Here is a 19,414-nt window from a genome sequence, read left to right on the forward strand (position 1 = left end):
CACACGAAGCGCCGGGCTCGGGACGCGGGGACGGTCGACGGCCCCGCTTCGTTTCGGGCATGGTCCTCGCCGGCAATCGAGGACGGAGCGGACCGTCCCGAGCGGGGGCGGGTGCGATGCGACGGCTGGTGTCGGGGATGGTCCGAGCGCTCGCGGCCGGCGCCTTCGCCCTCGCCGCGGGGGCGGCCGCAGCCGAACCCGTCGAGAGCCGGATCGAGACGCTCATCTCCCGCATGACGCTGGAGGAGAAGGCCGGCCAGCTCAACCTGATCTCGCACGAGCCGATCCTCGACCTCGACAGCCTCCGCCGGGGCGAGGTCGGGGCGGTCATCAACTTCAACAATGCCGGGCTCGCCGCGCAGGCCGACCGCCTCGCCCGCGCCTCGCGCCTCGGCATCCCGTTGCTCGTCGGTCTTGACATCGTTCACGGCTACCGCACCGTCTTCCCGCTGCCGCTGGCCATGGCGGCGAGCTTCGATGCCGGCCTGCTGCGCCGCGCCGCCGCCGCCCAGGGCCGCGAATCGGCGGCGGTGGGCATCAACTGGACCTTCGCGCCGATGGCGGACGTGGCCCGCGACCTGCGCTGGGGCCGGGTGGTCGAGGGGCTGGGCGAGGATCCGTGGCTGACCGGACGCCTCGCCGCGGCGCAGGTGGAGGGATTCCGCGACGGCGGGATCGCGAGCACGCTCAAGCACTTCGTCGGCTACGGCGCGGTGCTCGGCGGGCGCGACTACGACGCCACCTTCGTGGCCCCGACCGAGCTGCACGACCTGCACCTGCCGCCCTTCCGCGACGGCATCCGGGCGGGCGCCGACGCGGTCATGACGGCGCTGACCGCGCTGAACGGCCTGCCCGCCACCGCCGATGCGAGCCTGATGACCGGTCTGCTGCGGCGGCAGATGGGCTTTTCCGGCCTCGTCGTGGCGGATTGGCAGGCGGTGGCCGGCCTCGTGAAGCACGGCGTCGCCCGCGACGACGCGGAGGCCGCGCGCAAGGCGCTGCTCGCGGGCGTCGACATGGACATGACCAGCGGCCTGTTCCTGCGCCACCTGCCCGAGGAGGTGCGGGCCGGGCGCATCCCCGAGACCGCTCTTGACGCGGCCGTGCGCCGGGTGCTGCGGCTGAAGTTCGGGCTCGGCCTGTTCGACCGCCCCGTCCTCGATCCGGCGGGCGCCGAGGGACGATTGCTGCGTCCCGAGACCCGCGATCTGGCCCGCGCCGCGGCGCGCGCGAGCCTCGTGCTGCTCCAGAACCGCGGCGACGTGCTGCCGATCGATCCCGCCCGCGTGCGGCGCATCGCCGTGGTCGGGCCGTTCGCCGATTCCGCCTGGGATCAGGTCGGGCCGCACGAGGGTGCGGGGCAGGAATGGGACGCGACGAGCGTCCTCGCGGGCCTGCGCGCGCGGGGTGCCGCATCCGGGGTCGAGATCGCGTTCGCACCCGGCTGCGGGCGGGTCTGCGACGGCGGCGACGGCTTTCCCGCCGCGGTCGAGGCGGCGCGCAGGGCCGATCTCGTCGTGGCGGTGATGGGCGAGCCCCGCGATCGTTCGGGGGAGGGCTCGTCGAGCGCTTTCCTGTCCTGGCCCGGCCTGCAGCAGGAGTTGCTCGCGGCGGTCGCGCAGACCGGCACGCCCGTGGCGCTCGTCGTCTTCGGCGGGCGGCCGACCGAACTCGGCCCGGCGCTGGATCGGGCGCAGGCCGTGCTGATGGCCTGGCTTCCCGGCACGGAGGGCGGCCCGGCGATCGCCGAGACGCTGTTCGGCGATGCCAACCCCTCGGGAAAGCTGCCGGTCTCCTGGCCGCGCACCGTCGGGCAGATGCCGCTCACCTACGACACCCTGCCGGGCGGGCGCCCGCACGTTCCGGGGACGCGCTGGAGCATGGGCTACGCCGACGCCTCGCCGCTGCCGCTGTTCCCGTTCGGCTACGGCCTGTCCTACACCCGCTTTGCCTACGGCGAGCCGGAGATCGCGACCCCGCGTCTCGGCGTGGGCGACCGCTTCGAGGCGGTGCTGGAGGTCCGCGCGCCCGTGACCAATCACGGAACCCGGGCGGGGCGGGCGGTGGTCCAGCTCTACCTGAGCCAACCGGTGGCGGCCCGCAGCCGCCCCAGGCGCCTGCTCAAGGGCGTCGCCCTGCTCGACCTCGCCTCGGGCGAGACCGGGATCGCGACCTTCCGCGTCCCGGCGCGCGACCTCGGCTACCACGAGCCGGACGGCACCCTCGTGGTCGAGGCCGGCGCCTACCTCGCCCATGTCGGCGGCGATTCCGTCGCCACCCACAGCGCGGGCTTCACGGTCGAGACCGGCTGGCGCGGCCCGCCGGGTAGCGACGAGGCGCGGCGCTAGACCATCCTGCCGGATATCGTATCCGGCACGATGTTCCAGTCTCTTGTTTCACATCGTCTTTTTCCGAAAGCCGGCGGCCACCGTTCGGGATGATGCTCCGGCGCCTCTACCCGAAGGTCTTCCTCGGATCGAAGGCGTCGCGCACCGCCTCGCCCGCGAAGACGAGCAGGCTCAGCATCAGGGCCACCACGGCGAAACCGGTCAGCCCGAGCCAGGGCGCGTTGATGTTGTCCTTGCCCTGCGCCAGCAGCTCGCCGAGCGAGGGCGAGCCCGGGGGCAGGCCGAAGCCGAGATAGTCGAGGGAGGTCAGCGTCGTGATCGAGCCGTTCAGGATGAACGGCAGGAAGGTCAGCGTCGCCACCATGGCGTTGGGCAGGAGGTGGCGAGTCATGATGCGGATGTTGGACAGGCCGAGGGCACGGGCGGCGCGCACGTATTCGAAGTTGCGCGCGCGCAGGAATTCCGCGCGCACGACGCCCACCAGCGCCGTCCACGAGAACAGGATCAGGATGCCGAGCAGGGTGAAGAAGCTCGGCACGAGGAAGGCCGACATGATGATGATGAGGTAGAGCGTCGGGATCGCGCCCCAGATCTCGATGACCCGCTGGAAGATCAGGTCGGTCCAGCCGCCGAAATAGCCCTGCACCGCCCCGGCGATCACGCCGATGACCGAGGAGAGGGCGGCGAGCACGAGGCCGAACAGAACCGAGATGCGGAAGCCGTAGATGATGCGGGCCAGCACGTCCCGGGTCGCGTTGTCGGTGCCGAGCCAGTGCCACTCGATGTCGCGGCAGCCGAGTTCGCGCCCCTCCGCCTTGACGCCGGCCCGCTCGGCGACCGGGCGGCATTGCGCGTCGTCCAGCATCCAGGTCGGCGGGGAGGGGGCTGCAGTCGGCAGATCCCGCATGAAGGTGTTGTCGGCGTAGGGGATCGGCGGCCACAGCACCCAGCCGTTCGACTCGATCTCCTGGCGCGTCAGCGGATCGCGGTAATCGGTCCGGGCCAGGAAGCCGCCGAACTTCTCGTCCGGGTAGTCGATCAGGACGGGAAACAGCCACTCGCCCTTGTACTGCATCACGATCGGGCGATCGTTGGCGATGAACTCGGCGAACAGGCTCAGCACGAACAGGGCGACGAAGATCACCGCCGACCAGGAGCCCCGCCGGTTGGTCCGGAAGTTCGCGAGCCGCCGCCGGTTCAGCGGCGAGAGGCCGCGGCGGGTGGCGGTCGGCAGGACCTGCATCTGCGGCGCGTTGCCCGGCGCGGTGACGGGCACCGCGTCGAGTTCGGGTCGCAGGTGCTCGTTCATCGGCTCAACCCTCCCGCTCGGGCGGCCGGTGCACGGCTCAGTCGAGCCGGACTGCGGTGCCCTCGATCTCGCTCGGCCGCAAGTTGCCCTTGCGCTCCAGATGGCGGCGCAGCAGGCGCACGTTGCGACGGTTCGCCTTGAAGGCGGCGTCGAGCAGGTCGCCGGCCAGCGGCACCGAGCCGACGGCGCCGTCGAGGGCGACGTTGGCCATCATGCGCCAGACCAGCCAGCGCGGCGCGCCGAGCCGCTTTGCCTCGTAGACGATGTACGAGGCGATCGCCATGCCCGCGATGTCGCCGATGATGGGGACGAGACCGATCACCGCGTCGAGGCCGACGCGGCGGTTGATGCCCGGCAGGAGGAAGGCCGAGTCCATCAGGTGGGCGAGCTGCTCCAGGCGCTGGAGGCTCGCCTCCGTGCCCGTATCCGTGAAGCGGCGGATCTGTGCCGCGCCCTCGGACTCGCGAAAGGCCATGCGGGGTGTGTCGGCGGACGTGCTCATGGGACAGGATGTGGCCCCGCCTTTCCCGTTCCACAAGGAACAGCCGGCCGCGCGCTACCCCGCGCGCACGAGGCCGGCGAGGCGCTCGATCGCCGCGTCGAGGGTGTCGTCGTTCTTGGCAAAGCAGAGCCGGACGAGGTTCGTCACGCCGCCCCGCTCGTAGAAGGCGCTGACGGGGATGCCCGCCACGCCGTGCTCCCGCACCATGCGCTCGCAGAAGGCGGTGTCGCCCTCGCCGAACCCGGCGATGTCGATGCTGAGGAAGTAGGTGCCCGCGCTCGGCAGCACCGTGAACCCGAGGTCGGACAGGCCGCGCGCCAGCCGGTCGCGGGAGCGCCTGAGCCCGGCCCGCATCGCCGCGAAGAAGCTCTCGTCCTTGGCAAGGCCGTAGGCGACCGCCTCCTGAAGGTTGGGCGGCGTGGTGAAGGTGAGGAATTGATGCGCCCGTGCGAGTACGCGCATGAGGGGCTCGGCCGCCATGACGAAGCCGACCTTCCAGCCGGTCAGGCTGAAGATCTTGCCCGCCGAGCCGATCTTGACCGTGCGCTCGCGCATCCCCGGCAGGGCCATCAGGGGCACGTGGCGCCTGCGATCGAAGATCACGTGCTCCCAGACCTCGTCGCAGACCGCGACCGCGTCGTGGCGGCGGCAGAACGCGGCCACCAGCGCGAGGTCCGCCCCCGCGAAGACGGTCGCGCTCGGGTTGAGCGGGTTGTTCAGGAGAACGAGCCGGGTGCGCTCGGAGAAAGCCTCGGCCAGAGCCGCCTCCTCGATCCGGAAATGCGGGGGCTTGAGCGTGACGAAGCGCGGCACGCCGCCCGCGCGGCGCACCAGCGGCAGGTAGGCGTCGTACATCGGCTCGAACAGCACGACCTCGTCGCCGGGCCGGATCAGCGCCATCAGCGCGCCGGCCAGGGCCTCGGTCGCGCCCGAGGTGACCATCACCTCCCGCTCCGGATCGAGATCGAGGCCCTGATGCGCCCGGTAATGCGCGGCGACCGCCATGCGCAGGGAGGGCAGCCCCATCATCGGCGGGTACTGGTTGCTGACGCTCTCCAGCGCCCGGGCGGCGGCGGCCCGCACGTCGTCCGGCCCCTGACCGTCGGGAAAGCCCTGTCCGAGATTGATGGCGCCGTGTTGCCGGGCCAAGCGCGACATCGTCTCGAACACGGTTTCCGGCAGGTCGGCGAAGACGGGGTGCGCGAAGTGATTCATGAAGCTGTCTTTGCCCGCCGGTCGTGCGGCGTCGAGGCTCGGCGCAAGACGGGAGCCGCCACAAGAACTTGGCGCTGCATGGCATCGTCATGGCCCCAGGCAAGAGGCGTCTTGCAGAAACTTGCCGAGGCTCTCGCGGGATGCTTCCTGTAAGGTGCGCTCACGCACATGAGCTTGCGGAATGGGCAGGAAAGCCGGGATTTGCGGGCGAAGCAGGGGGTGACGAATGTTGACGATCATCAGTCGTAAGCGCATGTTCTGACCACGGTCGGACCGGCCGCCGCACTTGAGGGACTTCGCCCCCTCGTCTCGCGAGTGTGGCTGGCCGGTCCGGTCGCAGAATGAAAAAGGCCGCCGCTCGACTCGGCGGCCTTTTTCATGTCCGATCGCGGCCGGCGCGGCGAACGGGCTTGGCATCGGCGGAACATGCGTCTGGGAACCTGTCTGCTTCTCGCGCTCGGCTGCGGCGTCTTCGGCCTGGGCCTGCGTCTCGCGCTGCCGGTGACGCCGGTGGATGCCTCGTTTCGCGAGGTGATCCGCCTCTATCAGCCGCAGGGCGCGGCGGGATCCAGCAATACGCCGGAAACGTCGTCGCCCTAGGAACACCGTATTACCCGGTCAGCCTCGCGGCCGGCTCCGCTTCGGCCCGGCCTCCGTCCGCGAGCGCGCGTCGGCCGGGATCGCTTCACCGCCAAGCCGGGAACGGAGCCACGGGGCTCCCCACGAGCGGGTCCGCGTTTCGGGCTCGGACTTCTGTCGACGAGTGTGAGGGATGAACGAGAGTTCGCCGATACGCAGGGAGACGGCCCGGGAATACAGGGTCGCCGATCCCGTGCCGGCCTCGGTGCCGGTCCGTCGGCGCCGCCGGCTGGGCCGTTGGATGCTCGCGCTCCTGATCCTGGGCGGGGCCGGCGCGGTCGCGCACCGCACCTACGACGCGAGACAGAAGCCCGCCGAGGAGACGGCCCGCGCGCCGGGCCAAGGTGGTCCGGGTCGCGGCGGGCGCCCGGCCGACATGAAGCAGGCGGTCGGCATCGCGCCGGTCACGACCGGCACCATGCCGGTGGTGCTCCAGGGGCTCGGCACGGTGACGCCGCTCGCCACCGTCTCGATCCGCTCGCAGATCAGCGGCTACCTCACCAAGATCGGATTTCGCGAGGGCCAGATGGTGAAGGAGGGCGACTTCCTCGCCCAGATCGACCCGCGCCCCTACGAGGCCCTGCTCGCGCAGTATCAGGGCCAGCTCGCCCGCGATCAGGCACTGCTGCAGAACTCCAAGCTCGATCTCCAGCGCTACCAGACGCTGAACCGCCAGGATTCGATCTCCAAGCAGAACGTCGACACCCAGGCCGCCCTGGTGAAGCAGAACGAGGGCACGGTCGCCGCCGACCAGGCGCTGGTCGATCAGCAGAAGCTGAACCTCACCTACGCCCGCATCGTCTCGCCGATCGAGGGGCGGGTGGGCCTGCGTCAGGTCGATCTCGGCAACTACATCACCGCCGGCTCGACCAACATCGTAGTCGTGACGCAGCTGCGGCCGATCTCGGTGGTGTTCACCCTGCCCGAGGACGACGTGGCGCGGGTGATGCGCCGGGTGCGCGCGGGCGCCACGCTCACCGTGCGCGCCTACGACCGCAGCGACCAGCACGAGATCGCCACCGGCCGGCTCGACACCGTCGACAACCAGATCGACACCACCACCGGCACGGTGAAGCTGCGGGCGATGTTCGAGAACGGCGACGAGACCCTGTTCCCGAACCAGTTCGTCAACGCGCGCCTCACGGTGGAGACCATCGAGAACGCGCCGCTCGTGCCCAACGGCGCGATCCTGCGCGGCACGCCGGGCACCTACGTCTACCTCATGGACGGCGACGAGAAGGTCACCGTGCGCCCGATCAAGACCGGCGAGACCGACGGCGTGAACACGGTGGTGCTGTCGGGCCTGAACGCCGGCGACCGCGTCGTCACCGACGGCACCGACCGCCTGCGCGAGGGCGCGCCGGTGCGGGTCGTCGGGCACACGGCCGGTCCTCAAGCCGCGGGTCCGGCGGCCGTCGCGCCCGGTTCGACGCTTCCCGGGACGCCTGCGGCAGGGGCGACGACGGAGCAGACCGGCAGCGCCGAGGGCAGCCACGAGCGCCGTGGACGCCGGCGGCCGGCGCCGTGATGCGCGAAACGATACACGCAGCGAGAAACCCTCCCCCCCCTGCGGGGGAGGGTGCCCCGTGGATGCGGGGCGGGAGAGGAGCCGGCTCCGAACTCTCCGGTAGCGGCGCTCCCCTCACCCGACCCCCTCCGGGGGCCACCCTCTCCCGCGGAAGGGAGAGGGATGATGTAGCCAGTGCGGAACCGCGGCCATGAACCCGTCCCGCATCTTCATCCTGCGGCCCGTCGCGACCACGCTGTCGATGCTGGCGATCCTGATCGTCGGCGCGGTCTCCTATCTCAACCTGCCGGTCTCGGCGCTGCCCGCCGTCGATTACCCGACGATCCAGGTGCAGACCTTCTATCCGGGCGCGAGCCCGGAGGTGATGACCTCGGCCGTGACCGCTCCGCTGGAGCGGCAGTTCGGCCAGATGACCAACCTCAACCAGATGTCCTCGCAGAGTTCGGCGGGGGCTTCGGTCATCACCCTACAATTCAACCTCGACATCCCCCTCGACATCGCCGAGCAGTCGGTCCAGGCGGCGATCAACGCGGCGGGCAACCTGCTGCCGACCGACCTGCCGGCGCCGCCGATCTACGCCAAGGTCAACCCGGCCGACGCGCCGGTGCTGACGCTGGCGCTGACCTCCGCCACGATGCCCCTCACACAGGTCCGGGATCTGGCCGAAACGCGGCTTGCGCAGAAAATCAGCCAGATCGCGGGCGTCGGCCTCGTCAGCATGGGCGGCGGCCAGCGGCTGGCGGTGCGGGTGCGCTTCAACTCCATGGCGATGGCCGCATACGGCCTCAACATCGACGACCTGCGCACCACGATCGCCAACCTCAACGTCAACACGCCCAAGGGCAACATCGACGGGCCGACCCAGTCCTACGCCATCAACGCCAACGATCAGGTCCGCGACCCGGCGGTCTATGCCAGCGCCATCATCGCCTACCGCAACGGCGCCCCCGTGCGCCTGACCGATGTGGCCGACGTGGTGGAGGGCCCTGAGAACACCCGGCTCGGCGCCTGGGCCGACCGCACCCCCGCGGTCATCCTCAATATCCAGCGCCAGCCCGGCGCCAACGTCATCGACACGGTGGACCGCATCAAGCGGCTGCTGCCGCAGCTCGAGGCGACGATGCCGGCCTCGGTCTCGATCGCCACGCTGACCGACCGCACGACGACGATCCGCGCCTCGGTGCACGACGTGCAGTTCGAGCTGATGCTCGCCATCGCGCTCGTCGTGATGGTGATCTTCCTGTTCCTGCGCAGTTTCTCCGCGACGCTGATCCCGAGCCTGTCGGTGCCGCTTTCGCTGATCGGCGCACTCGCGGCCATGGATGCCTGGGGCTTCTCCCTCGACAACCTCTCGCTGATGGCGCTCACCATCGCCACCGGCTTCGTCGTGGACGACGCCATCGTCGTCATCGAGAACATCGCCCGCCACGTCGAGGAGGGCGACGACCCGTTCGAGGCGGCGCTGAAGGGCTCCCGCGAGATCGGCTTCACCATCATCTCGCTCACCGTCTCGCTGATCGCGGTGCTGATCCCGCTGCTCTTCATGGCCGACGTGGTGGGACGGCTGTTTCGCGAATTCGCGATCACGCTCTCGGCCACCATCGTCATCTCGGCGGTAGTCTCGCTGACGCTGGTGCCCATGATGTGCGCGCGGCTCCTGAAGCCCGTTGCCCACGGCGCCGACACGCCCGCCACCCGCCGCGAGGGCCCGATCGCGCGCATGGGCCGGCGGCTCAACGACGGGGTCATCGCGCTCTACGGCCGGGCGCTGCGGGTCGTGCTCGCGCATCAGGGCCTGACGCTGCTGGTGACGCTCGGCACCGTGGCGCTCACCGCCTGGCTGTTCGTGGTGATCCCCAAGAGCTTCTTCCCCGTGCAGGACACGGGCGTGATCCAGGGTATCTCTCAGGCCGACCAGAGCGTCTCCTACGAGGCCATGGCCGAGCGCCAGCAGGCGCTTGCCGACGTGGTGCTGAAGGACCCGGACGTGGCGAGCCTGTCCTCGTTCATCGGCGTGGACGGGCAGAACGTCACGCTCAATTCCGGCCGCTTCCTCATCAACCTCAAAGCCCGCGAGGCCCGCAGCGCGGATGCGAGCACGATCATCCGCCGCCTCAACGCGGCGACCGCCACGGTGCCCGGCGTGCGGCTCTACATGCAGCCGGTGCAGGATCTGACGATCGACACGGCCGTCTCCGCCACGCAGTACCAAGTGATCCTCGAGAACCCGAATCTCGGCGATTTCGAAACCTGGGTGCCGCGCTACGTCGAGGCGCTTCGCCGCTCGCCGCTGCTCGCCGACGTCACCAGCGACTACCAGGGCAACGGACTGGCCGCCTACGTCACCATCGACCGCGCCACCGCGGGCCGCTACGGCATCACGCCGGCCACGATCGACAACGTGCTCTACGACGCCTTCGGCCAGCGCATCGTCTCGACCATCTTCACCCAGTCGAGCCAGTACCGGGTCATCCTCGAAGCGGACCCGAAGCTGCACACCTCGCTCGCCTCCCTCGAAAACCTCTACCTGCCGTCCTCCACCGCGCCCTCGGGGCAGGTGCCGCTCTCGGCGGTGGCGAAGATCGAGGAGCGCCGCGCGCCCCTGCTGATCGGCCATCTCGGCCAGTTCCCGGCCACCACCGTCTCGTTCAACCTCGCCCCGGGCGTCGCCCTGGGACAGGCGGTGGACGCGCTCGACGCCGCGCGCAAGGCCATCGACCTGCCGGCGAGCTTCAACGTGGTGCCGCAGGGCTCGGTCATCGCGTTCCAGACGGCGCTCTCCAACGAGCTGTTCCTCGTCTGCGCGGCGATCATCACCGTCTACATCGTGCTCGGCGTGCTCTACGAGAGCTTCATCCACCCCATCACCATCCTCTCGACCCTGCCGTCCGCCGGCATCGGCGCGCTGCTCGGATTGATGTGGTTCGGGCTCTCGCTCGACATCATCGCGATCATCGGCATCGTGCTCCTGATCGGCATCGTGAAGAAGAACGCGATCATGATGATCGACTTCGCGCTCCAGGCCGAGCGCGAGGAGGGCAAGACGCCCCGCGACGCGATCTACGAAGCCTGCCTGCTGCGCTTCCGCCCGATCCTGATGACGACGCTCGCCGCCCTGTTCGCGGCGGTGCCGATGATCGTCGGCTCCGGCGTCGGCTCGGAGCTGCGCCAACCGCTCGGCATCGTCATCGCCGGCGGCCTCATCGTGAGCCAGGTTCTGACGCTGTTCACCACCCCCGTCATCTATCTCGCCTTCGACCGGCTGGAGCGGCGGATCACGCGGCGGCGGGAGCGGGACGGGCTGGCGCCGGGCGGGGCGGTGCCGTGACGGTGCGGACAAGAGGTGAGGCGCACAAACCCTCCCCCCTCTGCGGGGGAGGGTGCCTGCGGAGCAGGCGCGAGAGGGGAGCGCCGTTTCCGGAGGGTGCGGAGTCGGCCCTTCTCCCGACCCCCTTCGGGGGCCACCCTCTCCCGCAGAGGGGGGAAGGTAGCGCTCGTCTTGAGATGTTCATGCCATGAACCTCTCCGAACCGTTCATCCGCCGCCCGGTCGCGACGACGCTGCTGACCATCGGCCTGCTCCTGGCCGGCATGTTCGCCTATGTCCGCCTGCCGGTGGCGCCGCTGCCGCAGGTCGACTTTCCGGTCATCCTCGTCCAGGCGCAGATGGCCGGCGCCTCGCCCGAGACCATGGCCACCACCGTGGCCGCGCCGCTGGAGCGGCGGCTCGGGGCCATCGCCGACGTCAACGAGATGACCTCGACGAGTTCGACCGGCACCGTGCGGATCGTCCTGCTGTTCGGCCTCAACCGCGACATCGACGGCGCCGCCCGCGACGTGCAGGCGGCGATCAACGCCGCGCGCGCCGACCTGCCGACCTCGCTGCGCACCAACCCGACCTACCGCAAGTTCAACCCGGCCGATTCGCCGATCCTGATCCTGGGGCTGACCTCCGGCACCCTGACGCCGGGCCAGCTCTACGATTCCGCCGCGACCATCGTGCAGCAGCGGATGAGCCAGATCGAGGGCGTCGGCAACGTCGATATCGGCGGCTCGTCGCTGCCGGCGGTGCGGGTCGAGCTCGATCCGACCGCCCTGTTCCACTACGGCATCGGCCTGGAGGGCATCCGCGCAGGGCTCGCCTCGGCCAACGCCAACTCGCCCAAGGGCGACATCGTGGCCGGCGAGCGCCGCTACCAGCTCTACGCCAACGACCAGGGCCGGCAGGCCTCCGACTACCGCGACATCGTCGTGGCCTACCGCAACGGCGCCGCCGTGCGGCTGGCCGATGTCGGCGAAGTCGTCGACTCGGTCGAGGACAAGCGCAATCTCGGCCTCGTCGACGGCAAGCCCGGCGTGATCCTGTTCATCTACAAGCAGCCGGGCTCGAACGTCGTCGAGACGGTGGAGCGGGTGCGCGCGGCGATCCCGCAGGTGAAGGCGGCCCTGCCCGGCGACATCGACCTCAACATCTCCGGCGACCGCTCGGCCACGATCCGCGCCTCGCTGGCGAGCACCGAGGAAACGCTGGTCATCGCCATCGGCCTCGTGATCTTCGTCACCTTCATCTTCCTGCGCTCGTGGCGGGCGACGCTGATCCCGGCGGTGGCCGTGCCGATCTCCATCGTCGGCACCTTCGCGGCGATGTGGCTGCTCGGCTACTCCCTCGACATCCTCTCGCTGATGGCCCTCATCATCGCGACCGGCTTCGTCGTGGACGACGCCATCGTCGTGCTGGAGAACATCCAGCGCCACATCGAGGCCGGCATGCCGCGGGTCGAGGCGGCGCTGACCGGCGCCCGCGAGGTGGGCTTCACCGTGGTCTCGATGAGCCTGTCGCTCATCGCCGTGTTCCTGCCGATCCTGCTCATGGGCGGTATCGTCGGCCGCCTGTTCCAGGAATTCGCGGTCACGCTGTCGATGGCGATCCTCGTCTCGCTCGTGCTCTCGCTCACGACGACGCCGATGATGTGCGCGCTCCTCCTCAAGCCCGAGGCGCAGGCGCACGAGGGCAAGCGCCCGAACTGGCTGCTGCGGGGGCTGGAGGGCGGCTTCGAGGCGCTGCTGCGGGCCTACGAGCGGACCCTGCGCATCGCGCTCCACCATCGCCGCCTGACCGCGCTCAGCGTCTTCATCGCGATCGGGCTCACGGTCTACGGCTACGTCATCGTGCCGAAGGGCTTCTTCCCCGATCAGGATACCGGCCAGCTCATGGGCGGCATCCAGGCCGACCAGCGCATCTCGTTCCAGTCGATGAAGGACAAGCTGGAGCGGGCGAGCGCCATCGTGCAGGCGGACCCGGCGGTGGAGAGCATCGTCGGCTTCACCGGCGGGCGCGGCACCAACTCGGCCAACGTCTTCGTCGGGCTCAAGCCCCTCGGCCAGCGCGATTCCATCGAGAAGGTGATGAACCGGCTGCGGCCCAAGCTCGCCCAGGTGGCGGGCGCGCGCCTGTTCCTCTTTCCCCGCCAGGATCTGCGCATGGGCGGCCGGCAGAGCTTCGCCCAGTACCAGTACACGCTCCAGGGCGACACGGCGGAGGAACTCTACGCCGCCTCGCCGAAGCTGCTCCAGGCGCTTCAGAAGCGCACCGACATCTTCGCCGACGTGACCTCCGACCAGCAGGAGGGCGGGCTGGAGAGCCGCCTCGTGATCGACCGGCCGACCGCCTTCCGCTACGGCATCACGCCCGACCAGATCGACAACACCCTCTACGACGCCTTCGGGCAGCGTCAGGTCTCGACGATCTACAACCCTCTCAACCAGTACCACGTGGTGATGGAGATCGCGCCGCGATACCTGCAGAACCCGGAGGTGCTGAAGACGATCTACGTCTCGACCACGGGCGGCCGGGCCCGGGGCTCGGCCACCACCAACGCGGTGGCCGGCACGGTCGAGGGGGGTGGCACCACGACGGAATCGACGACCGCGACCTCCACCACCGACACGGCGGCGACGCTCGCCGCCGATTCGGCGCGCAACGCCGCCGCGAACGCCATCGCCGCGAGCCGGGGCAGCGCCTCGTCGAGCGCGCCGGTGTCGAGCGCCCGCGAGACCATGGTCCCGCTCTCGGCCTTCGCCCGCTTCGAGACCGGCAACGCTCCGGTCCAGGTCTCGCACCAGGGCCTGTTCGTGGCCACCACGATCTCCTTCAACCTCGTGCCGGGCAAGAGCCTGGGCGAGGCCACGGCCGTGATCGACCAGACCATGCTCGATCTGCAATTGCCGCAGACCATCCACGGCGAATTCGCCGGCGCGGCCAAGAGCTACCAGGACTCGGCCTCGCGCCAGCCGCTCCTCATCCTCGCCGCCCTGCTCGCGGTCTACGCCGTGCTTGGCATCCTCTACGAGAGCTACATCCACCCGCTCACGATTCTCTCGACGCTGCCCTCGGCGGGCATCGGCGCCATCGTGGCCCTGCTCGCCACCGGCACCGAATTCACCATCGTCGCCCTGATCGCGGTGTTCCTCCTCATCGGCATCGTGAAGAAGAACGCCATCCTGATGATCGACTTCGCCATCGATGCCGAGCGGCACCGGGGGATGAACCCGCATGAGGCGATCTTCGAGGCCTGCATCCTGCGCTTCCGCCCGATCATGATGACGACGCTGGCCGCCATCCTCGGCGCGGCCCCGCTCATCGTCGCGGGCGGCGAGGGGGCGGAGCTGCGCCGGCCGCTCGGCATCGCCATCGTCGGGGGATTGGTCGTCAGCCAGATCCTGACCCTCTACACGACACCGGTCGTCTACCTGTATCTCGACCGTCTCCGGCTCTGGGCCAAGCGCCGCCGGGGCGGAGCGGCGGCCATGCCCGCCGAGTGAGGATGTTCGTTTCGTGAGACGTGACGCGCGCCATAACCCTCCCCCCTCCGCGGGGGAGGGTGCCCTGCGGATGCAGGGCGGGAGAGGGGAGCCACGTTTCCGGACGTCGCGCTGCCCCTCACCCGACCCGCTTCGCGGTCCACCCTCTCCCGCAGAGGGGAGAGGGGTAAGGTCCAGGCTGCTGTTCCGCCTCGCCACCGCCTCGGCGGTCGCCGCGCTGACCTCCGGCTGCCTCGTCGGCCCCGACTACACCCGCCCCTCCGTCGAGACGCCGCTCGGCTTCAAGCAGGGCGGAATGCGCGAGGACAGCCTCGCCACCGTCCAGGCGCAGAAGGGCTGGCGCCCGGCCAATCCCAACGACGCGGCCGAGCGCGGCGACTGGTGGCGCGTCTTCAAGGACCCGACCCTCGACCGCCTGATCCGCTCCATCGACGTGGACAACCAGAATCTCCGCGCCCAGATCGCGGTCTACGATCAGGCCCGTGCTGTCGTGGCGCAGGCGCGGGCCGCCCTGTTCCCCACGGTGATCGGCGCACCGAGCATCGTCCGCTCCCGGGCGCTCGGGGCCGAGCGCACCACCGTCTCGCTCCAGGGGCAGGCGAGCTGGGAGCTCGACCTGTTCGGCGGCATCCGTCGGCAGATCGAGAGCGACGTCGCCTCGGCCCAGGCCTCGGCCGCCGACCTCGCCCTGGTCCGTCTCAGCCTCCAGGCGGAACTGGCGACGAACTATCTCCAGCTCCGCTACCAGGATGCGCTCAAGCGCGTGCTGGAGGAGAACGTCGAGGGCTTCAAGCGCAGCCTCGCCATCGCCGAGAACCAGTACGCGGCGGGCGTTGCGGCGCGCTCCGACGTCATCACCGCGCAGACCCAGCTCCAGACGACGCAGGCCTCGCTGATCGCCGTCGATCTCCAGCGGGCGACCTTCGAGCACGCGGTGGCGATCCTCACCGGGCGCCCGCCCTCCGAGGTCAGCCTCGCCTTCGCGCCGCTGCCGGTGCGCCCGCCCGCCGTGCCCGTCGGCATCCCCTCCGACCTGCTGGAGCGGCGCCCCGACGTGGCCGGGGCCGAGCGGCTGGTGCAGGCGCAGAGCGAGCAGATCGGCGTGGCCGTCTCCGCCTTCTACCCCACCGTGACGCTCTCGGCCTCGGGCGGCATCTCGGGGGCGACGAGCAACGGGGTGTTCTCGGCGGTCAACCGCGTCTGGTCGATCGGCGCCTCGGGCAGCCAGGTCTTCTTCGACGGCGGCGCCCGCGGAGCGGTGCTGCAGGCGGCGCGGGCGGCCTACGAGGCGGCGGTGGCCAATTACCGCCAGACCGTGCTGACGGCCTTCGGCGAGGTCGAGAACGGCTTGGCCGGCGTGCGCATCCTCGCCCGGCAGCAGGCCAAGCAGGACGAGGCGGTGGCCTCGGCCCGCCGCGCGGTCGAGATCGCGCTGAACGAGTACCGGGCCGGCACGCAGAACTACACCACGGTCGTCACCGCCCAGGCGCTGCTCATCAACAACGAGATCACCGCACTGCAGGTGCGGCTCACCCGCTTCACCACCGCCGTGGCGCTGATCCGCGCGCTCGGCGGCGGCTGGGACGCCCGCGCCCTGCCGACCGGCGAGGAGCTGAAGGGTCCGCGCCTGCCGATCGACCGGGGCACTGCTCTGCGCACCGACGAGTAGGATCGCTTCGCTCCCGCTCGCGACGACGGGGAGAACGGGCTTCGGCCGTGTGAGCGCGCGCGATCACGGCCGGCCGACCCGCGATCCCGGAACATGGGCCGCCCGGTGCTGTTGAAACCGCGTTTCCCGCGGTCAGGCTTCGGCCCGGCCGGCAGCTTCCGGATCGTCCATGCCCGACGCCTGCGTCCACGACACGCCCGACACGCCGCAGGCCCCGCCCTGCACCCTCGTGGTCTTCGGGGCCGGCGGCGACCTCACCAAGCGGCTGCTGATGCCGGCCCTCTACAATCTCGCCGGCGGCGGTCTCCTGGCGGACGGCTTCTCCGTGCTCGGCGTCGATCACAACCCCCTGACCGACGAGGGCTGGCGCGACGATCTCAGTGCGACGATGGAATCCTTCACCAAGGATTCCTCGGCCGAGTTCCACGCCAAGCGCATCGAGCCGAAGGCCTGGGACTTCGTGCGGGACCGCCTGCACGTCACGCAAGGCGACTTCACCGACGAGGCCACCTACCGCGCGCTCGCCGGGCGTTTGAAGGGCAACGTCGTGTTCTATCTGGCGGTGGCGGCCCGCTTCTTCGGCCCCGTGGTCGAGGGGCTGGGCCGGGCGGGTCTGCTGAAGGAAGCGGAGGGTGCCTTCCGCCGCGTCATCATCGAGAAGCCGTTCGGCTCCGATCTCGAATCGGCGCGCGCTCTGAACAAGACGATCCTGGCCCAGGCCGAGGAGAGCCAGTTCTACCGGATCGACCACTTCATGGGGAAGGAGACGGTCCAGAGCCTCCTGGCGATCCGCTTCGCCAACCGGATGCTGGAGCCGATCTGGCGTCATGAGCACGTCGATCACGTCGAGATCACCGCCGCCGAGACCATCGGCGTCGAGGCGCGCGGCGGCTTCTACGAGCCGACGGGCGCGCTGCGCGACATGGTGCCCAACCACCTGTTCCAGTTGCTCTGCATGGCGGCGATGGAGCCGCCCGCGAGCTTCGACGCCGAGGACGTGCGCGGCGAGAAGACGAAGCTCGTCAAGGCGATCCGGCCCGTCACCCCCGAGAACGCCGTGCGCGGCCAGTACCGAGCGGGCGAGGAGGGGGGCAGCGATGTCGCCGCCTACCGCGACGAGTCGAACGTGGATGAGGCCTCGCGCACCGAAACCTACGTTGCCCTGAAACTTGAGATCGAGAACGAGCGCTGGGCCGGGGTCCCGTTCTACCTGCGCACCGGCAAGCGCCTGGCCGGCCGGCGCACGGAGATCGCGGTGCAGTTCAAGCCGCCGGCCTTCCCGCTCTTCCAGAGCAAGGACGCGCCCGAACTCGACGCGAACGTGATGCGGCTTCGCATCGACCCGGAGCCGGGCTCCGCCACCCGCCTAAACGTGAAGCGCCCGGGCCCGCAGATGCATCTCGCCGCGATCGAGACGGGTTTCCGCTACGGCGACTTCTTCGATCCGGCCCCGACGGTCGGCTACGAGACGCTGCTCTACGATTGCATGAGGGGCGACACGACCCTGTTCCAGCGCGCCGACACCATCGAGGCGGCCTGGGCCGCCGTGGAGCCGCTGCTGAAAGCTTGGAAGGACGCACCCGTGGCGCCCTACGCGGCGGGCAGCGAGGGACCGAAGGCGGCGGACGACCTGCTGGCCCGCGACGGCCGGGCGTGGCTGCCGCTCGGAGAGGGATAGACTGACACGCCGTCATTGCGAGCGAAGCGAAGCAATCCAGCCTTTCCGGAGATGTCGCGGCCCAGGATCGCTTCGCTGACGCTCGCGATGACGGTGAGGGGCTCCGGCCTCTCAGCCCGCTCGCGTCTCCAGCTCGCGCAGGATCGCATCGCCCATCTCGGCGGTGCTGACGGCGGTCTGGCCCTCGCCGGCGATGTCGCGGGTGCGGGTGCCCGCGGCCAGCGTGCGGGTGATCGCGCCCTCCACGAGGTCGGCCGCCTCGCCGAGGCCGAAGGAGTAGCGCAGGCACATGGCGAGCGAGCCGATCATCGCGATGGGGTTGGCAAAACCCTTGCCGGCGATGTCGGGAGCCGAGCCGTGGACCGGCTCGTAGAGCGCCTTGCGGGTGCCGCGCGCGTCCACCGCGCCGAGCGAGGCGGAGGGCAGCATGCCGAGCGAGCCGGTGAGCATCGCCGCCACGTCCGAGAGCACGTCGCCGAAGAGGTTGTCGGTCACGAGCACGTCGAACTGCTTGGGGCGCCGCACCAGCTGCATGGCGCAGTTGTCGGCGAGCACGTGCTCCAGCTCGACCTGCGGGTAGTGCTCGGCATGCACGCGCGTGACGACCTCCTTCCAGAGGACGCCGGTCTTCATCACGTTGTTCTTCTCGGCCGAGGCGACCCGGCCGGAGCGCTTGCGGGCGAGGTCGAAGGCGACATGCGCGATCCGCTCGATCTCGGCCGTGGTGTAGACCTGCGTATCGACCGCCCGCTTCGAGCCGTCGGCGAGCGTGGTGATCTCCTTCGGCTCGCCGAAATAGACGCCGCCGATCAGCTCGCGCACGATCATGATGTCGAGGCCCTCGACCAGCTCGCGCTTGAGCGCCGAGGCGTCGGCGAGCGCCGGGTAGCAGATCGCCGGACGCAGATTGGCGAACAGGCCGAGATCCTTGCGCAGGCGCAGCAGGCCCGCCTCGGGGCGGATGTCGTAGGCCACGCCGTTCCACTTCGGCCCGCCGACGGCGCCGAGCAGGATCGCGTCCGCCGCGTCGGCCCGGGTCAGCGTCTCGTCCGCGAGCGGCTTGCCGTGCACGTCGATGGCCGCGCCGCCGACGAGATCGCGCTCCATCTCGAAGGAGCCGAGACCGGCGCGCCCGAGCCAGCCGACGACCTTCTCCACCTCGGCCATCACCTCGGGGCCGATGCCGTCGCCGGGCAGGAGCAGAAGCTTGTAGGTGGTCATCGGGCTGCCTCCGGGATGATCGCGCGCGGTCTCGCGCGCGGATGCGGCGCGTCGCTGATCGAGCCCGCGGCTCTATCGGGGCGGATGGGCGGCTGCAAGTCCACGAATCTCCGTGAGGTTCGCCCTCAGCTCGTCCGCTTGGAGGAGCGGAACGGGCGCAGCATCCAGGCCATGCGCCCGACCTCGTCCTCCTCCGGGCGCCGGCCCGGGCGCGCCGGCTTGGCGGAGGCGGCGGTGCCGATCTCGTGCACGATCTGCCCGAGCAGCGGCGGCAGCTCCTGGCCGTACTCGTCGAGAAGCAGGGCGGCCTCCATGAGCGCGCGGATCTGGTCGTCGGGAATCGGACGGCTCATGATCTGCGCGTCGAGCGCCTGATCGGCCAGCAGCGTCGCGAGGCGGGAGACCTCCGACAGGCCGGCGGGTGGTGCTGAGAGACCGCTACGCATCGATGAATGCCCTCTCGATCGATCGAACGCGCAGGCTA

General features: G+C 70.3%; 12 protein-coding genes. 7 read left to right on the forward strand and 5 right to left on the reverse strand.

The features are described 5' to 3' along the window. Positions 1 to 116: 116 nt before the first annotated feature. Positions 117 to 2,348 (forward strand): glycoside hydrolase family 3 N-terminal domain-containing protein, encoded by a 2,232-nt coding sequence (locus ACPCJR_RS00420; RefSeq protein ID WP_391515123.1) that lies wholly within the window; start codon positions 117 to 119, stop codon positions 2,346 to 2,348. Between the two features lie 106 nt (positions 2,349 to 2,454). Here ACPCJR_RS00420 and ACPCJR_RS00425 read toward each other — a convergent pair whose 3' ends face one another. The 3 genes from ACPCJR_RS00425 to ACPCJR_RS00435 all read right to left on the reverse strand — a co-directional run bounded on the left by ACPCJR_RS00425 (position 2,455) and on the right by ACPCJR_RS00435 (position 5,374). Then, positions 2,455 to 3,657, reverse strand: a complete 1,203-nt coding sequence (locus ACPCJR_RS00425) for an ABC transporter permease (RefSeq protein WP_391515125.1) — start codon at positions 3,655 to 3,657, stop codon at positions 2,455 to 2,457. A gap of 37 nt (positions 3,658 to 3,694) precedes the next feature. Beyond that, a complete protein-coding gene (locus tag ACPCJR_RS00430; RefSeq protein ID WP_110352772.1) occupies positions 3,695 to 4,132 on the reverse strand; it encodes a DUF4112 domain-containing protein in 438 nt (145 codons plus the stop codon). A gap of 81 nt (positions 4,133 to 4,213) precedes the next feature. Beyond that, positions 4,214 to 5,374, reverse strand: coding sequence for an aminotransferase (locus tag ACPCJR_RS00435; RefSeq protein ID WP_391515126.1), 1,161 nt, complete (start codon positions 5,372 to 5,374; stop codon positions 4,214 to 4,216). A 378-nt stretch (positions 5,375 to 5,752) separates the two neighbouring features. Between ACPCJR_RS00435 and ACPCJR_RS00440 the strand changes: the two genes are divergently transcribed. The 6 genes from ACPCJR_RS00440 (at position 5,753) to zwf (ending at position 17,709) form a co-directional block, all read left to right on the forward strand. Beyond that, positions 5,753 to 5,974, forward strand: coding sequence for a hypothetical protein (locus ACPCJR_RS00440; protein ID WP_391515128.1), 222 nt, complete (start codon positions 5,753 to 5,755; stop codon positions 5,972 to 5,974). 172 nt (positions 5,975 to 6,146) lie between these two features. Next, entirely contained in the window at positions 6,147 to 7,541 is a 1,395-nt protein-coding gene (locus tag ACPCJR_RS00445) for an MdtA/MuxA family multidrug efflux RND transporter periplasmic adaptor subunit (protein ID WP_391515130.1), read from the forward strand. A 190-nt stretch (positions 7,542 to 7,731) separates the two neighbouring features. Continuing rightward, positions 7,732 to 10,869, forward strand: a complete 3,138-nt coding sequence (locus tag ACPCJR_RS00450) for a multidrug efflux RND transporter permease subunit (RefSeq protein WP_391515131.1) — start codon at positions 7,732 to 7,734, stop codon at positions 10,867 to 10,869. A gap of 187 nt (positions 10,870 to 11,056) precedes the next feature. After that, positions 11,057 to 14,362: an efflux RND transporter permease subunit gene (locus ACPCJR_RS00455; protein WP_391515133.1), complete on the forward strand. Its 3,306-nt coding sequence runs from the start codon at positions 11,057 to 11,059 to the stop codon at positions 14,360 to 14,362. A 13-nt stretch (positions 14,363 to 14,375) separates the two neighbouring features. Next, positions 14,376 to 16,031: an efflux transporter outer membrane subunit gene (locus ACPCJR_RS00460; protein ID WP_391515135.1), complete on the forward strand. Its 1,656-nt coding sequence runs from the start codon at positions 14,376 to 14,378 to the stop codon at positions 16,029 to 16,031. A 169-nt stretch (positions 16,032 to 16,200) separates the two neighbouring features. Continuing rightward, positions 16,201 to 17,709: a glucose-6-phosphate dehydrogenase gene (gene zwf, locus ACPCJR_RS00465; RefSeq protein WP_391515136.1), complete on the forward strand. Its 1,509-nt coding sequence runs from the start codon at positions 16,201 to 16,203 to the stop codon at positions 17,707 to 17,709. A gap of 111 nt (positions 17,710 to 17,820) precedes the next feature. On the opposite strand, the gene leuB is transcribed toward zwf, so the two are convergent. Together leuB and ACPCJR_RS00475 are read right to left on the reverse strand one after the other, a co-directional pair. Next, a complete protein-coding gene (leuB, locus tag ACPCJR_RS00470; protein ID WP_391515138.1) occupies positions 17,821 to 18,930 on the reverse strand; it encodes a 3-isopropylmalate dehydrogenase in 1,110 nt (369 codons plus the stop codon). A gap of 125 nt (positions 18,931 to 19,055) precedes the next feature. Beyond that, entirely contained in the window at positions 19,056 to 19,376 is a 321-nt protein-coding gene (locus ACPCJR_RS00475) for a hypothetical protein (protein WP_391515139.1), read from the reverse strand. Between the last annotated feature and the right edge of the window lie 38 nt (positions 19,377 to 19,414).

Origin of the sequence: Methylobacterium sp. NPDC097929 (genome assembly GCF_049543375.1) — a bacterium.
Classification (GTDB): domain Bacteria; phylum Pseudomonadota; class Alphaproteobacteria; order Rhizobiales; family Beijerinckiaceae; genus Methylobacterium.